This is a genomic window from Halorubrum lacusprofundi ATCC 49239, assembly GCF_000022205.1.
Classification (GTDB): Archaea; Halobacteriota; Halobacteria; order Halobacteriales; family Haloferacaceae; genus Halorubrum; species Halorubrum lacusprofundi.
This window is the reverse complement of record NC_012029.1, coordinates 1,162,366-1,182,553: the sequence shown is the minus strand read 5'-3', so window position 1 is coordinate 1,182,553 and position 20,188 is coordinate 1,162,366. Positions and strand designations below refer to the sequence as shown.

The following is a 20,188-nucleotide window of genomic DNA, read 5'->3' as shown; positions in this document are numbered from 1 at the left end:
GGGACGACACGTCCCTACCCGCGACAATGAGTACCGAAGTCTCGCGGCGGCGGGCGTGGGTGATCGCCGCGCGACCGCAGACGCTCCCTGCGGCGGCGGCGCCGGTGATCGTGGGCGTCGGGCTTGCGGTTCACGATGGGGCGTTCGCCCCGCTGCCCGCGCTTGCGGCGTTCGTCGGCGCGGCGCTGATTCAGGTCGGCACCAACTTCGCGAACGACTACTACGACGCGATTCAGGGCGCGGACACAGACGACCGCGAGGGGTTCACCCGCGTCGTCGCCAGCGGGCTCATCGAACCCGGAGAAGTAAAACGGGCAATGTGGCTCACGTTCGCCGCCGCGATCCTCGTTGGGACCTCCCTTGTGTACGTGGGCGGCGTCCCGATCCTCGTGATCGGGCTCGCTTCGGTTGCCGCGGGAATCGCGTACACGGGCGGTCCCTACCCGCTCGGCTACCACGGGCTCGGGGACCTGTTCGTGTTCGTCTTCTTCGGCGTGATCGCCGTCACGGGCACGTACTACGTGCAGGCCGCCGCGCTCGCGGGCGGGGCGTTCCCTCTGTGGATCCCCGAGGGGACCGTCACCCTCGCGGCCGTCGTCGCGAGCCTTCCGGTCGCCGCGCTCTCGACGAACATCCTCGTCGTCAACAACGTCCGCGACTTGAAGGAGGACGCGGAGACGGGCAAGCGCACCCTCGCGGTCCGGTTCGGCTACCGGTTCTCGCGGGGGCAGTACCTCGCGCTGCTCGCGCTCGCGTACCTCACCCCGCTGTGGTTTTTCGCCGAGGGGTACGGGCTCGCCGCGCTCCTCCCGCTCGCGACCCTCCCGCTCGCGGCCGGCGTCGCCCGAACCGTGCTGACAGAGACCGCCGGGGACGCGCTCAATCCGGCGCTCGAATCGACCGGGAAGCTCCTCGCGGCGTACGCGGTCGCGTTCGCCGTCGGGCTCGCGGTCTGATCCGATGCGGCTCCGCCCCTTCTCGCTCGCGCTGGCGAGTCCCCTCGAAACGGCGCGCGGCTCCATCGATCGGCGCGAGGGATTTCTCGTCGCCGTCGACCCCGGAGCCGACGGCGAGTCGGTTCCCGCGCCCGGCCTCGGCGAGGCGACGCCGCTCCCCGGCTGGACCGAGTCGCGGTCGGCCTGCGAGGCGGCGCTTCGCGGGGCCGAAGACGAGAACGATGGGAAGGCGCTCGCGACGGATGCGCTCGACCGACTCGACCCTACCGAGACGCCTGCCGCGCGCCACGGCCTCGCGCTCGCGCTCGCGGATGCGACCGCTCGCGACGCCGGGCAGTCGCTGGCCGAGCGCCTCGCAGAGAACGAGAACCTGCCCGCGCCAACCGAGACGGTCCCGGTCAACGCGACGATCGGTGACGTCGACTCGGAGGACACCGTCGCCGCGGCCGAGAACGCGGTCGAGAAGGGATTCGACTGCCTGAAGGTGAAGGTCGGCGCGCGCGGCCTCGATGCCGACATCGAGCGCCTTCGAGCCGTTCGACGGGCAGTCGGCGGCGATGTCTCCCTCCGAGCCGACGCCAACGGTGCGTGGGACCGGGAGACCGCCCGGGAGGCGGTCGAGCGACTTGCACCGCTCGACCTCGCGTACCTCGAACAGCCGCTGCCGGCCGACGACCTCGACGGGGCGGCCGCCCTCAGAACGGTCGGGAGCGGTGTCGATACCGACACCGACCGCGATCCCCCGGTCCCGATCGCCCTCGACGAGTCGCTCGCGACCCGCGGGCTCGATGCGGTCCTCGATGCCGACGCCGCCGACGCCGTCGTCTTGAAACCGATGGCGCTCGGAGGGCCGGACCGAGCGCTGGCGGCGGCGAGACGGGCGCGGGAGGCCGGCGTCGAGCCGGTCGTCACCACCACGATCGACGCGGTCGTCGCGCGCACCGCCGCGGTCCACGTCGCCGCCGCTATCCCAGACGTATCCCCCTGCGGGCTCGCCACCGGCTCCCTGCTCGACACGGACCTCGCTCCGGATCCTTGCCCGATCTCGGACGGCGCGGTGACGGTGCCGACCGATCCCGGTCTGGCCGGCGACGCCTTTGACGACCTCCTGTAGCTCGGCGGCGAGGCGGTGAGGAAGCCACGGGCGGCGTGTCAGCTCCGAGAGCCCCCACTCGATCTCACTCCACGACTTCGATGGTCCCCTCCATCCCGCGCGTCTGGTGCGGCGTACAGACGTATTCAACGACGCCGGAATCCGTGAACGTGTACTCGAAGGTGTACCCCTCCTCGCCGGTGAGTTCGGACTCGAAGGCCCCGCCCCTGTCGACCACGTTGTGTGCGCCGCCGGCGCCCGTCCACTCCCAGACGACTGTCGTCCCGGTGTCGACGATGAGGTTCGCGGGCGCGAAGGCGAACCCGGCGTCGGCGCCGACGGCGACAGTCACCTGCTCCTCGTCCGTCCGGTCGACCGGTTCCGGATCGCTCCCCTCGTCGCCACCCGGGATGACGGCGTCGGCACAGCCCGCGAGCGCCGCGACGGCGACGGCTCCCGCTCCAGCGAGCGCCTCTCGACGCGTTCGGTCGGTCATACCGGATCGACGTGATGGGCAGTATAAAGGCCCTCGCGAACTCCGCCGGACTGAGAATCGACGCACAGACGGCGGATGGGTGGGCGGGCGGATGGGCAGATAGGTAGACGGACGGGACGAGGGAAGGGGCTTTTACCGACACCGTCGAAGGGATGGGTATGAGCGACTGGACCGACGCGATCGTCGGCGAGCGCATGACCGTCGACAACCAATTCACGGACCGAGTGGCGGCCTCGCGGTTCTCCAGTCAGGAGTGGGGGCTGATCATGACCGCGACCGAGTTCGAGATCGAGAACGCCGACGATTCCGAGAACGCCCGAATCGTCGCGGATACCTCCAGCCTCCCGGCGATCATGCCGGAGCTGGAGAACGTCCGATCGCAGGTCGCGGCGATGGGCGGGGCTCCCGGCGGCGCCGGCGGGAGCGGGGGGTCCGGCGGCGGGCTCGTCGACTCGATCAAGGGCGCGCTCGGGCTCGGGGGCAGTGGTGGCAACGACGGCCCCTCCGACGAGGAGCTCGACGCGGCCGAGCGGCTCGTCCAAGAGTACGCCGACGAGCTACAGGCGCACCTCGAAGAGGTCGGCAAGTGGGAGCAGGTGCGGGTCGCGTATCAAGAGTAAGGGCGCGTACGGGGCTGGATCGACGCGATCGACGTGAGTTGCGCACGCGACGGAGGGGTTCGAGGGGCGAGATATTCGAGAACAGTGTATTCGAGATCGCTACCACGGAACAGCGTCAGTTCCTCGGCCTCGGAGACGTTGATGAGCCCGCTGACGATCTCGTCGTACTCTTCGTCGTCGATCCGGAGCGCATCCAGCCGCCCGATCGGCTCCTCGTCGAGATGGATCTGAGGCATAGATGAGAATCAGTCAGCCGGGGATAATAGATCGGTACAGCGTTATACGATCCCGCAAGCTAAACGTCAGTCCAGACTGTACCAGTTAGCGATCTCAGTCGCCTGAACGTCGTCAGCGGAGTTTTGCTTGGCCACCTTTTCAATATCTGCTTCGGTGAGGTTGTCACTTTCGAGGATGACTGTTCCGTTCAATTGGAGAATACTGTCATCTTCGTTGAGCAGTTCAATAAGCACAGCCGGTTTCACCGTCGTTTTCTCCACCTGCTGAGTTCCCATGAGTTCGAGTCTGTTCGAGAAACACTCTACCACTGGAGACCCCTCACTTCCGATCTGCACCGGCATCGACAGAAGCGATACCCTCGTGATCGGGAGATCGTCGCTGTCTCCCGGGGCCGCAGAGACAAGCAGTTTGGGGATCACCTTCCTCGACGCCACTTCCATCGACGGGTCGCCTATCAGACGCGTAGACACCCCGTTCGAACCTTCCGAAAGTCCGACGCTCGCGGCTACCGGCACCCCGACTGCGAGGAGCCCCAAGAGCCTCCGGATCCTCGGGGGGTCGAGCACGCTCTCGGCAACGATCGATGAGAGTCCGCCGTTCTCGACCACCGAAACTCCGAGACGAGTCTCTTCAGTCCCCTCGAATACGGTGAGCGCTGGAGCACCGCCGAGACCATCGAGTTCGACCATCTCGCTTCCCGCAGCGATTCGATCGCCTTTGGTCGGCAGTTCGCAGTACACAATATCGATGTCGGGGTTCGACAGAACTGCTGCAGTTTGTTCGGCGTCGGGTCGGTCGAGCACCTTCCACGTATTTATTCCGTCGGGTGTCGCCGGGTTGGACAACACGCGGCGGATGGCTGCCGCTCGGTCTGGCGAATCGGCAAGCACGACCACGTCGAGGTCTCCACGTGCCGTCGTCGTTCGTTGGAGACGATTCTCGTAGCTCGCAGGCGTCAACACCGCTGTACCAGCAGACAGCGGATCGGTGTCAGGGTTCGGGACCGTGTTTTCCGGATCTGCAGCGTCTTCAATCGGGAGCCACGGCGATGTCGCGAGTGCGACCGGGGCGTCCGCCGTCGGATCCGCCGATCCCCGAACGCGGACCGGAGCAAGCGAGTGCGCGAGGTGCGGGAGCAGTTCCGCGGCCTCGGGAACCGGCCGAAGCACCGCCTCGGTCGGCCACTCGGGCGTGTACGGCTCGACCGTCTCGGGATCAACCTCTAAGTACTCCATCAGCCGCTCGCTCATCGACAGATCGGCCAGTTTCGGCGGGTAAAACGGAAGCTTCGGACCCACCTGTTCGTACTCGTATCGGTCGGATTTGACGTACCCCTCCGTCCGCGCCAGCGTGTCGAGGAAGAGCCACGTCCGGAGTAGCTCCTCGACGCGCTCTTCGAGCGCGAGACCTTCGGTCGGCAGGGACTCGACGTAGCCGGTGTCGAGTCGGATCGCCGGCGCATCCCCAATGACGACCCGAGCGCCGAGGTAGTACGCGAGCGTGGAGAGCCGGTACACGTCGGCATACGTGGGTCGCACGACCACCTCGATGCCGGTGTCGGGAGCGACGAGCGGACTCGGGATGTCGAGTTCGTCACCGACGCGGATTCGGGGCGGGTACCCCCGGAGCGTCGGCCACGAGCGCTCGGGGGTGAACTCCTTGATCGAGGATCCGAGTACGGACACCGCCTCGGCGAGCGCTGTCGGGTCGTCCGGGACGGTGATCGTCGCCTCTGGGCGAGTGTGCAGCGACCGCGCGCCGACCGTGACGGTGGTCGGGCCGTCGAAGGTCAGTTCGACGGCCCCAGAATCAGTCATCCCGGTCGCGGAGATCGATACGTCCGGGATCCGAACGAACGCCTTCGTTACGCTACTGATGTCGAGGAAGTACGTCGCTCGCGGGAACTCCATCGATTCGTTGAGCCGCGCGACGAGTTCTCCGTCGGCGTCACGGAGGGAGACAGACGAGTACGCGGGGATCGAGACCGATTCGGCCTCGAAGCTGACGGCTCGATCGACGGGGACGTGGAACAGGTCAGGCAGCGCCGGCTGCGGCTGCGGCTCCCGATCGAAGTAAAGCGGGAACTTCTCGCCCTCTAGGGCGTCACGGATACACAGCGTCCGCCCGTCAGCCTCGAACCCGACCCGGTCATCGATCGCATCGTCAGTCACGGTCTTTTGACACTTCTACAACAGATATGAGGCTGTCGGTTATTCCCGACATTCGCCGCTTCGAGCCCGATACACCCGGCTTCTACCGCATCGTGTTAACAGGGGTGACAGAAACCTTAACATCCAGTGTGCATGACACACGGGCATGGAGGAGACGGTCGAAACCGCTCTCGGCGCGGCGTTTCCGGGTCGAGTCATCGACCGGACATTCGGAGTCGGTCCGTCGTGGAACGGCGCCAACGAGACGGTCGGCGTCGTCTTCGCCGACGGGAGCCGCGTCTTCTGCAAGGTCGCCGTCGCGGGCGACGGGAGCCGGATCGCCCGCGAAATAGCCGTGCTTCGGTACCTCGACGCGGGGCGACCGATCTCGGGTCCCGAGGTACTGGCCGGCGACCCGGACGCGTCGGTGCCGTACCTCGTCACCGCGCCGGCGCCGGGTCGCGAACTGCTCGGCGTCTGGGAGGAGGCGGAGGAGGCGCAGCGAGAGGCGCTCCTCCGACGGGTCGGCGCGACGCTTGCGACCCTCCACGCGGAGCGGTTCGAGACTCACGGGGAGATCGTCGGCGGGAGCGACGAGGGCGAAATCGGAAGTCGGAGCGGGAGCGCGCTCATCCTCGACCCGGCTCCGTGGCCTGACGTGCTCCGCGCGACGATTGAACGCACCCGCGAGATCGGCACCTCGGAACGGCTGGCGGACCACTACGACGCCGTATTCGACTGCGTCGAGGCGAATCGGGACCGGCTCGGCGGCGCCCCGGCCGCGCTGCTCCACGGCGACGTGGCGAAGCCGAACCTGTTCGTGACCGACGACGGCGGCGTAGGAGTTGACGCCGAGTCGCGTACCGACACCGGCCCCGACGGGATCACCCCAATTGACTGGGAGCTCGCGCACGTCGGCGATCCGGCCCGCGACCTCGTTCGCGCGGAGGACCAGCTCCTCAACGGGTTCGACAGCAGTGGACCGGAGCGATACGCGGAGGCCCTTTATAAAGGATATCGCGAGCGCGCCGGCGGGCTCCCGCCGGGATTCGCCGAGCGACGGCCGGTGTACGAGGTCGTCCGGATGCTCGGGCGTTCGGGGTTCATCGACCAGTGGGCGACGTACCTCGACGAGCCGATCGACCGGCTCGTCGACCGCGCGAACGCCGAACTGCGGGCGCGGCTGGACGCGGTCTAAGCGGCTTTAAAACGATCTCGCCATCGCCCTTAAAAGTCACATCACCGGTTCCACGCCGCGTCGTCGGGGTCGATCCGGCGCGTGCCCGGCTCCAGCGCGTCAATCGCATCGAGGGCGGCTTTGGGCACGTCGGCGCCGACCGCGCGTCGGTTCTCAGTCACGTGGTCGCCGGTCGCCTTCGGAATCGGTGTGACGCCACGGGCGAGCGCCCACGCGAGCGCGAGGACCGCCGGCGAGAGCCCGTTACGCTCGGCGACGCGCTTGAACTCGTCGTCGTCGAACAGGTCCCCGCGGGCCAGCGGCGAGTAACCGACGAGTTGGTGATCGAACTCGGCTGCGAGCCCGCGGAGCTCCGGCTGTTGGAACCGGGGGTGACACTCCACCTGGTGGGCGGCGATCGGCGCGTCGAGGATCTCTGCGGCCTCCCGAAGCAGGTCCGGCGTGAAGTTCGAGACGCCGACGTGGTCGGTGAGTCCCGCCTCTCTGAGCGCGTCGAACGCCGGGAGCGTCGCGTCGGGGTCGTAGGCGCCTGTCGGCCAGTGGACGTACAGCAGGTCGACGCGGTCGAGCCCTAGCCGGTCGAGGCTCTTGCGGGCGGTCTCGCGAACGTCCGCTGGCGCGAGGTTGTCGGGGTGGATCTTCGTGGCCACGACCACGTCGTCGCGGTCCACGTCGGCCGTGGCTATCCCCTCGCCGACGGCGGTCTCGTTGTCGTACATCTGTGCGGTGTCGACGTGGCGGTACCCCGCCTCCAGGGCGGCGGCCACCGTAGCACGACACTCAGCGGGGTCGTCGAGTCTAGACGTTCCGAGGCCGAGCGGGAGTTCGAGGGGTGGCATATGACTCGGTACCACGTGCGGTGTCAAAAGCGCGTGCCCACCGGAACGGACCGCAGGAAACCGGATCGAGACAGGGTTCGACTTCCTACGAGCGTTTTCACCGGGCTGGAAACCCCTCGACGTTATATGGCCTATTGAGTCCCTATGAACAGGTATGACCAACGGGATTCACGTCGAACTTGCCGTCTCGGCCTGTGAGGGCTGTCCCGTGGCCGCGCTCTCGTCGAGCACCGCGGTCGAAGAGTTCCGCATCGACGCAGACGACGCCCGAGTTGAGTTCGTCGCCCCCGATCCGCCCGAGGACCCGCCCGGCGGCCTCGATCTCGTCGAGTTCGCCGGCGAGGCGCACGGTCGCTACGAGATTACCTGCGAGCGCCCCGCGACCGACGGCGGCCTCGCAATCGACGCGCCGGAGGCCGAAACAGGCGCCGACGCCGGTCCGTCCTCGTCGCCGGCCGCCGAGCCGTCCCCCCACGCAACCGCCGACGGCGTCTGCGACAACTGTTCGTGCGGCGGGCTTCCGTCAGCGTTCGCGAACTTCCCGGTCTCGCCGCGCCGGACCGAGATGGAGGACGGGGAACTGCTCGTCTCGTTCGTCCTGACGGGCCACGAGGAGCTGCAGGCCATTGTCGACGAGTGCGAGGCCGCCGGGCTCGGCGTAGAGCTGCGCCGGCTGTGCGTCGATCGCGGGGACCGGAGCGCGACGGATGACTCCTGTCGCGATGTCGTCCCGGTCGATCTCGCCGGCGTGACGGACCGACAGGCCGAGGTCGCGGCCGTCGCGGCCGAGAAGGGATATTTCAACGGTGACGGCGCCTCCGCCGGAGAGATAGCCGCGGATCTCGACCTCGCGAAGTCCACGGTCTCGGAACACCTCCGGACCATGACGGACACGCTCTTCTCGCAGGCATTCGGGGACGGTACTTAAACCGCCGAACAGTTCGCCGCCAGGTATCCGGGGGGTTCGACCGTAGTGATCAGTAGCGGGGTCGAACGCATCGGTTCGGCTCCGGTCACCAATGACTCAGTGGACACAGCTCGGACCGCGGGAACGCGAGCTCCTCGCCGTCCTGCGGCGTACCGACGCCCCCCTCACGGCCCGCGACCTGCTCGACGCGATCGGTAGCCACGGCGACGATGTCGCGTACACGACGGTCAAGCGGACCGTCGACCGGCTCGTCGAGAAGGGGTTCGTCGAGCGCGAATCGGAGCGGTACCGCGGCGGAACGCGGCACCGCTACCGATTCGACGTCGAGGCCGCACGCGAGCGGCTCGTTCCGGAGTTCGCCGACGAGCTCCGGACGGTGCTCGGCGAGCCGGCGATCGAGCGGCTCGCCCGAACGGTCCGAACGGAACGCGACGGCGGCGACGAAGCCGACGCCACCACCCAACAATGACTACAGATCCGAACGCGAGCGACGAGCGGACGGCACGGACCGACGAACAACGCGACGAGCAGTCGGCGAACGCGAATGCGGGCGACGCGAAGACAGCGGGATCGGCCGCGGACGGCACCGAGACGGCGGACGACGGTCCGGAGATCGTCGACGGCCGGACGATCGAACACTTGTTGACCGATCACGAACGCGACATCGCCGCCACCGCGGAGGGGACCGAGGCCACCGCGGCGAAGCGGCCGAGCCTCGATCTGCCGCGGTTGGAGCTCGGACGCCGCGACTTCATGAAGGCCGGCGCCGCCGTCGGGGCCATGAGCGGTCTCGCCGGTTGTACGAGCATCCTCGCCGACGAGGAGAGCAACGACTCGGGCGACGCGGCCGCCAGCGGCGAGCACTCGGTGGCTCCGGGCGAGCACGACGAGTACTACGGGTTCCTCTCCGGCGGCCACACCGGCGAGATCCGCGTCGTCGGGCTCCCGTCGATGCGGGAGCTGATGCGGATCCCGGTGTTCCAAGCGGAGAGCGCCCGCGGCTTCGGCCACGACGCGAAGTCGAGCCAGATGCTGGAAGAGGAGGGCGGCGGCTACACGTGGGGCGACACCCACCACCCGCGCGTCTCCCAGACCGACAACGACTACGACGGCCGCTGGCTGTTCGTCAACGATAAGGCGAACGGGCGGATGGCCCGGGTCGACTTGGAGTACTTCGAGACCGACGCGATCACGAACGTCCCGAACTGTCAGGGCGTCCACGGGGCATGCATGCAGCTACCTGACACGCAGCTGGTCTTCGGCGTCGGCGAGTTCCGCGTCCCGATGCCGAACGACGGCCGCGACGTGCAGAGCCCCGACGAGTACGGCTCCGTCCTCAGCGCCATCAACCCCGAGACGATGGACGTCGAGTGGCAAGTCGAGGTCGACGGCAACATGGACAACGGGGACGGCGGGAAGGAGGGGCGCTGGTTCTTCGCGACCGGCTACAACAGCGAGGAGGGCGTCACGGAGTCCGAGATGGCCCGGTCGGACCGCGACTACGTGAAGGCGTTCGACATCCCCGCGATCTGGGACGCCGTCGAGGCCGGGAACTACGAGGAGATCAGCGGCGTGCCCGTCGTCGACGGGACGATGGACAGCTCGCTCAACGAGGGCGACCGTCCGATCGTCCGGTACGTCGCCACACCGAAGAGCCCGCACGGGATCAGCGTGACGCCCGACGGGAACTACGCCATCGCCTCCGGCAAGCTCGATCCGAGCTGTACGGTCATCGACATCGACGCGATCGCCGAGGTCGACGACCCGCAGGAGTCCATCGTCGGGCAGCCCCGGATCGGGATGGGACCGCTCCACACCGCCTACGACGGGCGGGGGCACGCGTACACGACCCTGTTCATCGACTCGCAGGTTGCCAAGTGGGACTACGAGGCCGCCGTCGAGGCCGAGGCCGGCTCCGAGGAGCCGGTGATCGAGAAGCACGACGTACACTACAATCCCGGCCACCTCATCGCCTCGGAGTCGTACACGGCGTCGCCGCAGGGCGACTACCTCGTCTCGCTGAACAAGCTCTCGAAAGACCGGTTCCTCCCCGTCGGACCGATCCATCCGGAGAACGATCAGCTGTTCCACATCGGCGACGACGACGCCGGGATGGAGCTGATCAAGGACAAGCCGTCGTACCCCGAGCCGCACGACGCCAGTATCGTCCACAAGGACAAGATCGAGCCGGCGAAGACGTGGGACACCGACGACTACGAGATCGACTACGTCGCCGAGGGCGAGGAGTCCTTCGAACGGGTCGACGACAGCACCGTCGAGATCGAGATGTGGGCGCGCCGCAACGAGTACGCCTTCCCGGAGGTCACGCTGCAGGAGGGCGACGAGGTGACGCTCCGGATCTCCAACGTCGAGACCACGAGCGACGTGATCCACTCGATCGCGATCCCGGAGTACGACATCAACCTCGCGTTAGCGCCCCAGGACACCCGTGAGGTGACGTTCACCGCGGACCAGCCCGGCGTGTTCTGGGCGTACTGCGCGTACTTCTGTAGCGCGCTCCACCTAGAGATGCGCTCGCGGATCCTCGTCGAACCGGACGAATAGACAGCGAGCCACCGTTTCCCCACTCTCACCGACCTCACCCACTCAGCCGCCCCAACCGACCCAACCAACCCACCCCACTCAACCGACCCAGCCGACCCAACCCACCCCACTCAACCGACCCACCCCACCACCGTACCCCCAACACCATGACAGCCTCACTCGACCGACTGACGGAGCTTAGGCGGGCGCTCCCGGTGACGGCGGCGGCGATGTTCGTCGTCGCCCTGCTGGTGCCCGTCTGGCGGATCGCCTTCGAAGCGCCTCAGTACCCTGAGGGCCTGCTCGTCGAGCTGTACGCGTACCCCCGCCTCGGCGGCGACTACGCCGAGGTGCAGGCGCTGAACCACTACGTCGGGTTCTACTACCCGGACCCGGTGTTCGTCGATCCGAACTACGCGGTCCATCCGGACGCGATCGCCGCGCCGGAGTGGATCCTCGGACCCGTCGTGTTCCTCGCGGTGGCCGCCGCGGGCGTGTTCGTCGCGCTCGCGCCCACCGACCGAAAGCTCCGTCTGGGGCTGCTCGGCCAGTTGGCCGGGGCGACGGTGGCGTTCGTGGGGACGTTCGCGATCGTGCAGTACCGGCTGTTCCAGGCGGGTCACGCGCTCGGCGAGAGCGCGCCGGTCGTCGGAGTGCGGGAGTTCACCCCGCCGCTTCTGGGCGGCTACGAGATCGCCAACATCAGCGGGGTGGCGTGGTTCGGTCCCGGCGGCTACCTCGCGGGGATCGGGTTTCTCCTCCTCGTCGTCGCCTACCTGCTCCGCGACTCGCAGGTCACGGTCGGCGAGGCGCCCGGGAGGGTCCGAGATCGCCTCTCGGGAGGTAACGAAGACGGCGACGGCGACGGAGAGCCCGAACAGATCGGTCCGGCCGCCGAGGAAATTGCCGAGGCACAGACCGCCGCGAACCCCGAATCCGTCTCGACCCCGGACGGGCCGACATCGGACGACTCGGGAACGGACGGATCGACCCAAAACGGACCCAAAACGGGGGTAAACTGATGTCTCGGCTCCCGTCGATCGGCGGGCTCGGATCGGCTCGCGCGGTGTTCGTCGCCGCCGCCGTCGTGCTCGCGGTCGTCCTCGCCGGCGTCGTCGCGGCGACCGGTGCGGGGGTCGCCGGGAGCGACGCGGCCGGCGCCGGAAACGGAAGCGAACCGATCGTCGAGCCGCCGACGTACGACCCGGACCGACCGACGGACGCGGGGACCGCGACGATCCTGCGCGACGGGAGCGACGACACCGACGCCGATCCCGAGATCTACGACGACCTGTCCGCCGCGGTCGACGCCGCGGGTCCGGGCGATACGATCGAACTCTCGGGCGTCTTCGAGCCCGCGGAGACGGTCATCGTCGACGAGCCGGGGATGACGATCCGCGCGGCGTCGACCCACGACGCCCTGATCGACGGGGGCGGCGAGGACACGACGATCGCGGTGCGCGCGCCGAACGCGACGGTCGAGGGGGTCTGGATCGACGACACCGGAGAAAACCTCGAATCGCAGGACGCCGCGGTGTACGTCGCCGAGAACGCCACGGGAACGACTCTCACGGACCTGTACCTCACCGACGCCGCGTTCGGGGTCTGGGTCAACGGCGCCGACCAAGTGACTATCGCGGACTCGCGGATCGAGGGGACGCAGGCCCCGCGGTTCGCGAACCGCGGTAACGGGATCAACCTCTGGGAGACGAACGGCACCGAGGTCCGAAACACCGAGATAACCGACGTGCGAGACGGAATTTACTACTCGTGGGCCTCGAACGTCGAGGCGACGGGGAACACGATGTGGGACCTGCGGTACGGCGTCCACTACATGTACTCCGACGACAACCGCCTCGCGGACAACGTCGCCTTCGAGAACGACGTGGGGTACGCGCTGATGGTCAGCGAGTCGATCGAGTTGGTCAACAACACCGCGGTCGCGAACCGCGGCGAGAGCGGGCACGGCATCCTGCTCAAGGAGATCGACCGCTCCGTCGTCCGCGACAACACCCTCGTCGCCAACGACAACGGCGTGTTTCTGTACAACGCGCAGGACAACGAGGTGCGCGGGAACCTCCTGTACGCGAACGGCGTGGGGGTCCACCACTCCGCGGGCACGGAGGGGACGGTCGTCGCCGGCAACGGCTTCGTGACCAACGACGAACAGGTGTTGACGACGACCCGCGAACTGGTGGCGTGGAACGGCACCGACCGCGGGAACTACTGGTCCGACGCTCGCGTCGCCGACACCGACGGCGACGGGCTGAGCGACGCGCGACACCGCCCGGCCGGCGCGGCCGAGCGGCTGGTCCAAGAACACCCGGCCGCCGCCGTGTTCGCCGACAGTCCGGCGTTCGACGCGATCCGGTTGGTCGAGAGCCGGTTCCCGGCCGTGGAGAGCGCCGGGATCATCGACCACCGCCCGCTCGCGAGCCCCGCCCACGACATCGAGCCGTATCGCCCGTACGCGGCGGCGGTCGACGCGACCGCCGAGTACGACGACGAGCCCGGAGACGACCACCACCAGTAACCATGCGCATCGATATCACCAACGTTCACAGACGATACGACGACGTGGCGGCGCTCGACGGGGTCGACTTCACGGTCGAGTCCGGCGAGGCGTACGGCCTCGTGGGAACCAACGGCGCCGGCAAGTCCACCCTGTTCGGACTGATCGCCGGCCACGACCGACCCGACGAGGGAGCGATTACGGTCGGCGATCGCGACGTGAGGGAGTTGGGGTGGCGCATCCGCGAGGCGATCGGCGTCCTCCCGGAGGACCCCGGCTTCCCGCCGGGCGAGACGGGACGCGAGACGCTGGCGTTCCACGCGGACGTTCGCGGGATCGGTGCGAGCCCCGAGGACGCGGCCGAGCGGATCGCGGGCGCCGCGGCGACGGTCGGCCTCGGCGACGCGATCGATCGCCCCATCGACGGCTACTCGAAGGGGATGCGTCGCCGGCTCGGCCTCGCGGCCGCGCTGCTCGCGAACCCGTCCGTGCTTCTGCTCGACGAGCCGACCGCCGGGCTCGACCCGAACGGGGTCGCCGCGCTCCGGGAGGTGCTGACCCGCGTCCGCGAGGAGACCGGCGTAACGATCCTGATGGCCACCCACGCGCTGCGTGAAGCCGAGCGCGTCTGTGACCGCGTCGGCGTCCTCGACGACGGCCGGCTGGTCGCCGAGGGGACGCCCGACGAGTTGGGCGCGGACCACGAGGACGGGCTCGAAGGCGCGTTCGTCTCGCTCACCGGAGGTGGTCGCGATGCCTGAGAGGGGTACCGTCGAGGACGGCGGGCGCGACGGAGACGCGGCGCGGACCGAGCCGACCCCGGACGGTGGGATCGCCCTCGACGGGGCGTCCGCGGCGAGCGGGGCGGAGGCCTCGACAGCGGGGTCGACGGACGCCGACGACTCCGACACCGCTCACGCGGCCGACGCCGACTCGATCTCTATCCCGCTCCCGCGGCCCGGAATCGTCGCGCGGATCGCGCGGCGGGAAACGCGGCTGACGACCCGGCGCGGGTGGGCGCTCGGTCTAACGGTCGTCTTCGCGGCCTTCGGGTTCCTGTTGGCGACGTTCAGCGGTTCCGGAGTCGCGCCGACTGGTTACGAGCCGGTGGTCGCGAGCTACGTCGAGCTGGCGACGTTCCTCGTCCCGCTGGCGGCGCTGGCGTTCGGCCACGGCGCGGTCGTCGGCGCGGCCGAGCGCGGGCGTCTCGGTGTCGTCCTGACACTCCCGGTCTCGCGCGCCGAGACAGCGATCGGGGTGTTCGCCGGCCGTGCGGCCGTCCTCGGATCGGCGGTGATACTCGGCTTCGGCGTTCCCGGTCTGCTGCTGCTCCGCGAGTACGGGCTCGCCGGCTGGCCGACGTTCGCGTGGTTCCTGTTCGCGACCGTCGCCGTCGCCGTCGCCCTGCTCGGGATCGGGGTGGGAATCTCCGCGCTCGCGCCCACGTCGACGATGGCGCTCGCGGGCGCGCTGCTCGTGTGGGCGTGGGTCGCCTTAGTCCACGACCTGCTCGCGATGGGCGTGCTCGCGGCGCTCGACGGCGCGAACGGATTCGTCGCCGTCGCGGTCGCAGCCAACCCGGTCTCGACCTACCGGCTGCTCGCGCTCGCCCCGACCGACGCGGGCGGCGCCGGGCTCGCGGCCGCGCTCGACGGCGGACTCTCGGTCGGCGTGCTCGTCGGCGTCCTGCTTGGGTGGGTCGCACTCGGCGTGGTCGTCGCCGCCGTCGCGATGCGCGTAAAGCGGATTTAAAAGGCGGTCGGTCGTCGGAGAGGTCGGTAGTCCGTTGCGCCCCGGGAAGACGCTTTTAAGAGTGGTCGGAGATCCGTGATTTCGGTGCTGCTGTCCGCCGTGGCTCACTTAAAAATGAACGGAGAGATCCAATCACTCGATGACGGAGCGAGCGGCCGCTCACGGGCGCGCGCCACCGCAACAGCCTCTTGAAAAATCGCTCGACCACCCGTTCTCCCGATCGGTCTCACCGCTCCGGCGTGTCCGATGCCTCGGAGTCCACCGCCGATCGCCGGACCATCTCGACCCCACCGTGCCGGATCACGGTCCCGAGCATGTTGCCGGCGAACAGCAGCGCGCCGCCGCCGACGAGCGCGCCGCCGAGCGCGCGGACGAGACCGCCGGTTCCCGCGTCGAGAACCCCGTCGGTCCCGATCGACGCGATCGCGGGCGAGACCGCGGCGGCGAGGATCAGCACGGCGCCCCCGAGGGTCGCGGCGAGGTCCACCGTCGCGACCCGGGCGTCGTAGAGGTCGTCGATCGCGGGCACGCGCTCCAGTCCGACCCGGTCGGCGTACCGGTCGAGCCAGACGATGAAGGGGACGACGTGGTAGAGGCTCCCGACCACGACGAACCCCACGAGCGCGCCGAGCAGGACGGGACCGGTCGCGGGGTGACCGAACCTGACGCCCGCGCCGAGCGGAGTCCGGATCCACGTCGCGAGCGCGGTCGCGCTCCACGCGAGGGTCGCGACGCCGACGACCGCGTACCGCGAGAGCATCGGGGTCGCCGCCCCGGTCGCGTCCCGAATTCGACGGAGGAGGACCGCGCCGGCGACCGCCACGCCGCCGGCGACGAGCAGCCCGCCGAGGGTAGCGACGACCGACTGCTCGACCAGCCGCCCGGCCGCGAGCGCGAGGACGCCGACCGGGTACGCCGCGGTTTCGATCCGCGCCGCGCGCGTTTCGACCGAGAGCGCGTCGGTCTGCGTGAACATGGGGCCGAGCTGGTACAGCGCCCCGATCACGGTCGTCACCACGGCGCCGAGGACCGCCAGCGTGACGTGGGCGTCGACGACCGCGGCCCGCGAGAGCCCGGTCCCGACGAGCACGCCCCATCGGTAGTCCGCGGCGAGGGTCCCCCCGAAGACGGCCGCGAGCGCGAGGAAGCCGACCGCCAGCGCGAAGTGCGTCTCGGTGGTGTCGAAGGGACGCGCGCGCCACAGCGTCCGGGCGAGGTTGTACGCGAAGACGGCGATCCCGACGACCATGACGCCCGCCATGAGGGCGGCGTCGGCCAGCCGCCCGAGCCAGAGCCCCGTGGCGAACCCGGCCACGCCGACCGCGACGGCGACCAACTGGAGCGTCGCCAGCCGCTCGGAGTGGATCTCGACGCCCGACCAGACGGGGACGAACTGCGTCATCGCGCCGATAATCGTGAGACACACCCACCCCACGAGGAGCAGGTGCGCGACTGCGATCCCGTCGAGGCCGGGACCCGTTCCCGCCAGCCCCGCAACGCGGAGGAGCGCGAGGGCTCCGCCAGCGACGAGAAACGCCAACGCGACGAGGAAGTGGCGAAGCGGGATCGTGGTCGGCGGGCGCGTCGAGGTCGTGAGATCACCGGGAACGCCTCGCATGTGTGCGAGTAGATCCCGAGCGGCCCTGTGGTTGTGTCCGAACGTGTTCGGGGGTAGTGTTCGACTGCGGGCCGGTCGTCGATCCGTCGACGGTAACCCCCGAACACGTTCGGAACAAACTACGCGGGGGTGGGGACCCGATCGACGCGTATGGAACTGGAAACGGCTGCGCTCGAACGGACGGACGCACCGGCGGACCGACCCGTCGAGACGCTCGACGTTCGCGATCTCGGCCCGCCGGAGCCGCTCCGCCAAACGCTCGAACTGCTCGCCGACCTCCCCGACGAGACCGTGCTGGTCCAGCGCAACGACCGCGCGCCGCAGTTCCTCTACCCGAAGCTCGACGACCGCGGCTACGCTCACGAGACGATCGAGGCCGACGGAGCGGTCGTCACGGCGATCTGGATGGCGGGCGACGACACCGGCGTGAGCGACGAGACGGTCGCCGACGGGACGGACGAGGAGGGCGACCGATGAGCTTCCTCGGCGGCTCCGAGCCCCAGTTCGATCCGGCCGACGCCTTCGTCCCCGAGCACATCCCCGAGCCCGGCGCCTTCCTCGCGGGCCACGACGTGCTTGGTGGGCGCGACCACGTCGCGCTCCACCGGACCGCGGCGGACGCCTTCGAAGAGTACGGCGTGTACGACGCCACGTTCGGCTACAACCTCGCGCGACTCAACCGCGACCCGCGACACACGGACGCCGGATTCCGGTACGCCGAGGAGGCCGACGACCCGACGACGCTCCGGGCCGAGTTCACGCCGACTACCGCCTTCTGTCCGCAGGCCGAACCGCTCGCGGTCGGGGCGTTCCGCGCGCTCGACGCGGTCGACACCCACGGCTACGAGCTGGTCCGCGTCCGCGTCGACGCCTCGCTCGACGGGAGCGACGCCGTCAACGAGCGCCTCGCGAAGCTGGAGTCCGGAGAGGCCGATCCGGAGCCAGTCGGGGATCGCGGCGGCTCGCCCTCCGATCCGTCGACTCCGTTCTGACCGCGCGGTCCGGGTCGAACATGTTCCCGCTAACGACCATTCGGGGGCCGCTCGTACGGACGGATCGATGACAGCAACCGACACCGTCCTCGACGTGCGCGACCGAGACGATCCGCCATTTCCGATCATCAGCGACGCGCTCGACGACCTCGGCCCCGACGAGTCCCTCCTTCTCGTCAACAGCTTCGAGCCGGAGCCGCTCTACGACGTGTTGGCCGATCGGGGGTTCGATCATGAGACCGAACGCGTCGACGACGACGAGTGGCACGTCACGATAGAACCGGAGTGAGCGCGAGCGGGCGCGATCTGATGCGGCCGAGCGCAACCGCGCGCCGCCCCTTTTATACTCCGGACCGAACAGTTCGGGGAACCGCCTCGTAATCCGAGAATTCTCGCCGAAGGTATTCCCCCTATTCCCCTACGCCGAGTTGCATGACCCGACGCACACTCGACCGGCGTACGTTCGTTCAGACGACTGCCGCGGTCGGCGCCACTGTCGCGCTGGCCGGCTGTGGCGGCAGCAGCGGTGACGGCAGCGATGGGAGCAGCGACGGTTCCGACGGCAGCGATGGGAGCGACGACGGAAGCGATGGCTCAGACGGAGGGAGTGACGGCTCCGACGGCGGCAGCGGCGGGGGCGGGACCCTCTCCGAGGAGCCGAACTACGACGGGTTCTTCGACGACGTGAGCAACTACGACGGCACCGTCGACATGCGGGACGCCGACGAGGTGACCGTCAACGTCGGCGCCAACGACGGGCTCTCCTTCGGGCCGGCCGCGGTGGCGGTCTCGTCCGGGACGACCGTCGTCTGGGAGTGGACCGGGCAGGGCGGCGACCACAACGTGTCGGCCACTGACGGCGAGTTCGAAAGCGACACCGCCGGCGAGGAGGGCCACACCTTCGAGCACACCTTCGAGGAGGCCGGCACCTACACCTACGTCTGCACGCCGCACGAGGCAGTCGGGATGAAGGGTGCCGTCTACGTGGAGTGACGCCTCCCACGCAGACACGCACAGACGACACCCGAACACACACGAACCGCACACCGATGACGACTCCCGACCCCACCCACTGATCACCCATGCCACAGGCACGCCTACTGGTCGATTTGCCCGACGGACCGTGGATAGCCGACGTGTCGCGCGACTTCCCGGACGCCGGGTTCCGCGTGCTCACCGCGGTGCCGGACGAGAGTGCCGGCTTCGCGCTCATCAGACTGACTGCCCGCGACGTCGACGACGTGCTCGCGGCGATGCGGGATCACGAGGCGCTCGCGAAGGTGTCGGTGATGGCGCGGGGCGACGGGGTCGCGACCGTTCGGATCGAGACGAACGCCCCGCTGCTTCTGGTCGCCGCGAAGCGCTCGGGGCTCCCGATCGAGATGCCGCTGGACATCGAGAACGGCGTGGCGGAGGTCGACGTCACCGGCGAACACGAGCGCGTCGCGGCGCTCGGAAAGCGGTTCGACGAGATGGGGCTGGAGTACGAACTCGATCGCGTCCGCCAGCGCGTCGATCCGGTCCGGCTGCTGACGGACCGCCAGCAGGAGCTCCTGCTCACGGCCGTGGAGTTGGGGTACTACGACGTGCCGCGCCGGTTCACCCTGACGGAAGTCGCCGACCACGTCGGAATCGCGAAGTCGACGTGCAGCGAGACGCTCCAGCGGGTCGAACGGACCGTGGTGCGCGAGTTCGTCGACGACCTCCCGACCCGACCGCTCGACGAGGAGGTCGACGCGGCGGGCGACAGTGCGAGCGACGGCGGCGACGCCGCCTCCGAAACCGACGCGGAATCGGCTCCGAACCGACCAACATACCACTCATGAGCGACACGGACACCCACGACCAGACCGCCGAACCGATCACCGACGAGATCCACGACAACTCCTGGTCGGCGAACCTCGAAAAGCCACAGTACGCGGACGACGCCGAGCTGGCGGTCCGCGACGCGCTGGTCGCCATCGACCACACGACCGCGGGCAACCACGTCAACCTGGTCACGCACGGTGATCTGGGCCACCCCGAGGAGTTCCTGTACGACGCGATCGAGCGGGAGTACGGCCTCGACCCTGAGTACGTCGAGCAGTGCGGCTGCGGCGGTCACGTCACTCGCGTGCAGGTGGCCTAACCGGGACCGGCGGCCCGATCAGTGACCGGCGGCCCGATCAGTGACCGGCGGCCTGACCGGCGGATCGCAGGCGGAGTGCTCCGGGACATCGACCGATCCGCCACCACGCTTATTCCGACCGCGAC

Annotated in this window: 21 protein-coding genes and 1 pseudogene; 17 read left to right on the top strand and 5 right to left on the bottom strand. The window is 69.0% G+C overall.

The genetic code is table 11. From position 1 onward, the window contains the following. The first annotated feature begins 26 nt into the window (after window positions 1–26). Complete coding sequence (locus HLAC_RS05820; protein WP_049933323.1) at window positions 27–956, top strand: 1,4-dihydroxy-2-naphthoate polyprenyltransferase; 930 nt, start codon at window positions 27–29, stop codon at window positions 954–956. Between the two features lie 4 nt (window positions 957–960). Beyond that, window positions 961–2,070 carry a mandelate racemase/muconate lactonizing enzyme family protein gene (locus tag HLAC_RS05815; protein ID WP_015909913.1) on the top strand — a complete coding sequence of 370 codons (1,110 nt, stop codon included), beginning with the start codon at window positions 961–963 and terminating at the stop codon, window positions 2,068–2,070. Between the two features lie 64 nt (window positions 2,071–2,134). On the opposite strand, the gene HLAC_RS05810 is transcribed toward HLAC_RS05815, so the two are convergent. After that, complete coding sequence (locus HLAC_RS05810; RefSeq protein ID WP_015909912.1) at window positions 2,135–2,545, bottom strand: halocyanin domain-containing protein; 411 nt, start codon at window positions 2,543–2,545, stop codon at window positions 2,135–2,137. Window positions 2,546–2,703: 158 nt separating this feature from the next. Between HLAC_RS05810 and HLAC_RS05805 the strand changes: the two genes are divergently transcribed. After that, window positions 2,704–3,165 carry a DUF5799 family protein gene (locus HLAC_RS05805; RefSeq protein WP_015909911.1) on the top strand — a complete coding sequence of 154 codons (462 nt, stop codon included), beginning with the start codon at window positions 2,704–2,706 and terminating at the stop codon, window positions 3,163–3,165. A gap of 89 nt (window positions 3,166–3,254) precedes the next feature. Here the strand turns inward: HLAC_RS05805 and HLAC_RS20065 are convergent. Next, window positions 3,255–3,401 (bottom strand): annotated as a pseudogene (locus tag HLAC_RS20065) (DUF7557 family protein); the annotation flags it as partial. Window positions 3,402–3,467: 66 nt separating this feature from the next. Further along, window positions 3,468–5,573, bottom strand: a complete 2,106-nt coding sequence (locus HLAC_RS05795; RefSeq protein ID WP_015909909.1) for a hypothetical protein — start codon at window positions 5,571–5,573, stop codon at window positions 3,468–3,470. A 145-nt stretch (window positions 5,574–5,718) separates the two neighbouring features. Here HLAC_RS05795 and HLAC_RS05790 point away from each other — a divergent pair, with 145 nt between their 5' ends. Beyond that, window positions 5,719–6,750, top strand: a complete 1,032-nt coding sequence (locus HLAC_RS05790; protein WP_015909908.1) for a phosphotransferase family protein — start codon at window positions 5,719–5,721, stop codon at window positions 6,748–6,750. A gap of 41 nt (window positions 6,751–6,791) precedes the next feature. Here the strand turns inward: HLAC_RS05790 and HLAC_RS05785 are convergent, their stop codons facing one another. Then, a complete protein-coding gene (locus tag HLAC_RS05785; RefSeq protein WP_015909907.1) occupies window positions 6,792–7,589 on the bottom strand; it encodes an aldo/keto reductase in 798 nt (265 codons plus the stop codon). A 154-nt stretch (window positions 7,590–7,743) separates the two neighbouring features. On the opposite strand from HLAC_RS05785, the gene HLAC_RS05780 reads away from it, so the two are divergent. The 7 genes from HLAC_RS05780 (at window position 7,744) to HLAC_RS05750 (ending at window position 15,325) form a co-directional block, all read left to right on the top strand. Next, window positions 7,744–8,517 carry a helix-turn-helix domain-containing protein gene (locus HLAC_RS05780; protein ID WP_015909906.1) on the top strand — a complete coding sequence of 258 codons (774 nt, stop codon included), beginning with the start codon at window positions 7,744–7,746 and terminating at the stop codon, window positions 8,515–8,517. A 91-nt stretch (window positions 8,518–8,608) separates the two neighbouring features. Then, window positions 8,609–8,986: a BlaI/MecI/CopY family transcriptional regulator gene (locus tag HLAC_RS05775; protein ID WP_015909905.1), complete on the top strand. Its 378-nt coding sequence runs from the start codon at window positions 8,609–8,611 to the stop codon at window positions 8,984–8,986. Further along, on the top strand, window positions 8,983–11,082 hold the full coding sequence (gene nosZ, locus HLAC_RS05770; protein ID WP_015909904.1) for a TAT-dependent nitrous-oxide reductase: 2,100 nt from the start codon (window positions 8,983–8,985) through the stop codon (window positions 11,080–11,082). The genes HLAC_RS05775 and nosZ overlap by 4 nt, the downstream gene beginning before the upstream one ends. Before the next feature lie 146 nt (window positions 11,083–11,228). Further along, window positions 11,229–12,083: a hypothetical protein gene (locus HLAC_RS05765; RefSeq protein ID WP_015909903.1), complete on the top strand. Its 855-nt coding sequence runs from the start codon at window positions 11,229–11,231 to the stop codon at window positions 12,081–12,083. Beyond that, complete coding sequence (gene nosD, locus HLAC_RS05760; RefSeq protein ID WP_015909902.1) at window positions 12,083–13,594, top strand: nitrous oxide reductase family maturation protein NosD; 1,512 nt, start codon at window positions 12,083–12,085, stop codon at window positions 13,592–13,594. Before HLAC_RS05765 ends, nosD begins: the two co-directional genes overlap by 1 nt. A gap of 2 nt (window positions 13,595–13,596) precedes the next feature. Next, entirely contained in the window at window positions 13,597–14,334 is a 738-nt protein-coding gene (locus HLAC_RS05755; protein ID WP_015909901.1) for an ABC transporter ATP-binding protein, read from the top strand. Continuing rightward, window positions 14,327–15,325, top strand: a complete 999-nt coding sequence (locus tag HLAC_RS05750; RefSeq protein WP_015909900.1) for an ABC transporter permease — start codon at window positions 14,327–14,329, stop codon at window positions 15,323–15,325. The genes HLAC_RS05755 and HLAC_RS05750 overlap by 8 nt, the downstream gene beginning before the upstream one ends. A gap of 226 nt (window positions 15,326–15,551) precedes the next feature. On the opposite strand, the gene HLAC_RS05745 is transcribed toward HLAC_RS05750, so the two are convergent. Beyond that, window positions 15,552–16,943 (bottom strand): heme-copper oxidase family protein, encoded by a 1,392-nt coding sequence (locus HLAC_RS05745; protein WP_015909899.1) that lies wholly within the window; start codon window positions 16,941–16,943, stop codon window positions 15,552–15,554. 150 nt (window positions 16,944–17,093) lie between these two features. Here HLAC_RS05745 and HLAC_RS05740 point away from each other — a divergent pair, with 150 nt between their 5' ends. The 6 genes from HLAC_RS05740 to HLAC_RS05715 all read left to right on the top strand — a co-directional run bounded on the left by HLAC_RS05740 (window position 17,094) and on the right by HLAC_RS05715 (window position 20,063). Further along, window positions 17,094–17,420, top strand: coding sequence for a DUF2249 domain-containing protein (locus HLAC_RS05740; protein WP_015909898.1), 327 nt, complete (start codon window positions 17,094–17,096; stop codon window positions 17,418–17,420). Next, window positions 17,417–17,935, top strand: coding sequence for a DUF7998 family protein (locus HLAC_RS05735; protein WP_015909897.1), 519 nt, complete (start codon window positions 17,417–17,419; stop codon window positions 17,933–17,935). The genes HLAC_RS05740 and HLAC_RS05735 overlap by 4 nt, the downstream gene beginning before the upstream one ends. Before the next feature lie 67 nt (window positions 17,936–18,002). After that, the gene (locus HLAC_RS05730) at window positions 18,003–18,224 is read left to right on the top strand and encodes a DUF2249 domain-containing protein (RefSeq protein ID WP_015909896.1); all 222 of its coding nucleotides are present in this window, start codon (window positions 18,003–18,005) and stop codon (window positions 18,222–18,224) included. A gap of 143 nt (window positions 18,225–18,367) precedes the next feature. After that, on the top strand, window positions 18,368–18,928 hold the full coding sequence (locus tag HLAC_RS05725; protein ID WP_015909895.1) for a halocyanin domain-containing protein: 561 nt from the start codon (window positions 18,368–18,370) through the stop codon (window positions 18,926–18,928). Window positions 18,929–19,017: 89 nt separating this feature from the next. Continuing rightward, window positions 19,018–19,761 (top strand): helix-turn-helix domain-containing protein, encoded by a 744-nt coding sequence (locus tag HLAC_RS05720; RefSeq protein ID WP_015909894.1) that lies wholly within the window; start codon window positions 19,018–19,020, stop codon window positions 19,759–19,761. After that, window positions 19,758–20,063, top strand: a complete 306-nt coding sequence (locus HLAC_RS05715) for a CGCGG family putative rSAM-modified RiPP protein (protein WP_015909893.1) — start codon at window positions 19,758–19,760, stop codon at window positions 20,061–20,063. The genes HLAC_RS05720 and HLAC_RS05715 overlap by 4 nt, the downstream gene beginning before the upstream one ends. The last annotated feature ends 125 nt before the right edge of the window (window positions 20,064–20,188 follow it).

Coding starts and splice junctions, on each gene's coding strand:
- HLAC_RS05820 (WP_049933323.1), top strand. CDS start 27: ATGAGTACCGAAGTCTCGCGGCGGCGGGCGTGGGTGATCGCCGCGCGA.
- HLAC_RS05815 (WP_015909913.1), top strand. CDS start 961: ATGCGGCTCCGCCCCTTCTCGCTCGCGCTGGCGAGTCCCCTCGAAACG.
- HLAC_RS05810 (WP_015909912.1), bottom strand. CDS start 2,545: ATGACCGACCGAACGCGTCGAGAGGCGCTCGCTGGAGCGGGAGCCGTC.
- HLAC_RS05805 (WP_015909911.1), top strand. CDS start 2,704: ATGAGCGACTGGACCGACGCGATCGTCGGCGAGCGCATGACCGTCGAC.
- HLAC_RS05790 (WP_015909908.1), top strand. CDS start 5,719: ATGGAGGAGACGGTCGAAACCGCTCTCGGCGCGGCGTTTCCGGGTCGA.
- HLAC_RS05785 (WP_015909907.1), bottom strand. CDS start 7,589: ATGCCACCCCTCGAACTCCCGCTCGGCCTCGGAACGTCTAGACTCGAC.
- HLAC_RS05780 (WP_015909906.1), top strand. CDS start 7,744: ATGACCAACGGGATTCACGTCGAACTTGCCGTCTCGGCCTGTGAGGGC.
- HLAC_RS05775 (WP_015909905.1), top strand. CDS start 8,609: ATGACTCAGTGGACACAGCTCGGACCGCGGGAACGCGAGCTCCTCGCC.
- nosZ (WP_015909904.1), top strand. CDS start 8,983: ATGACTACAGATCCGAACGCGAGCGACGAGCGGACGGCACGGACCGAC.
- HLAC_RS05765 (WP_015909903.1), top strand. CDS start 11,229: ATGACAGCCTCACTCGACCGACTGACGGAGCTTAGGCGGGCGCTCCCG.
- nosD (WP_015909902.1), top strand. CDS start 12,083: ATGTCTCGGCTCCCGTCGATCGGCGGGCTCGGATCGGCTCGCGCGGTG.
- HLAC_RS05755 (WP_015909901.1), top strand. CDS start 13,597: ATGCGCATCGATATCACCAACGTTCACAGACGATACGACGACGTGGCG.
- HLAC_RS05750 (WP_015909900.1), top strand. CDS start 14,327: ATGCCTGAGAGGGGTACCGTCGAGGACGGCGGGCGCGACGGAGACGCG.
- HLAC_RS05745 (WP_015909899.1), bottom strand. CDS start 16,943: ATGCGAGGCGTTCCCGGTGATCTCACGACCTCGACGCGCCCGCCGACC.
- HLAC_RS05740 (WP_015909898.1), top strand. CDS start 17,094: ATGGAACTGGAAACGGCTGCGCTCGAACGGACGGACGCACCGGCGGAC.
- HLAC_RS05735 (WP_015909897.1), top strand. CDS start 17,417: ATGAGCTTCCTCGGCGGCTCCGAGCCCCAGTTCGATCCGGCCGACGCC.
- HLAC_RS05730 (WP_015909896.1), top strand. CDS start 18,003: ATGACAGCAACCGACACCGTCCTCGACGTGCGCGACCGAGACGATCCG.
- HLAC_RS05725 (WP_015909895.1), top strand. CDS start 18,368: ATGACCCGACGCACACTCGACCGGCGTACGTTCGTTCAGACGACTGCC.
- HLAC_RS05720 (WP_015909894.1), top strand. CDS start 19,018: ATGCCACAGGCACGCCTACTGGTCGATTTGCCCGACGGACCGTGGATA.
- HLAC_RS05715 (WP_015909893.1), top strand. CDS start 19,758: ATGAGCGACACGGACACCCACGACCAGACCGCCGAACCGATCACCGAC.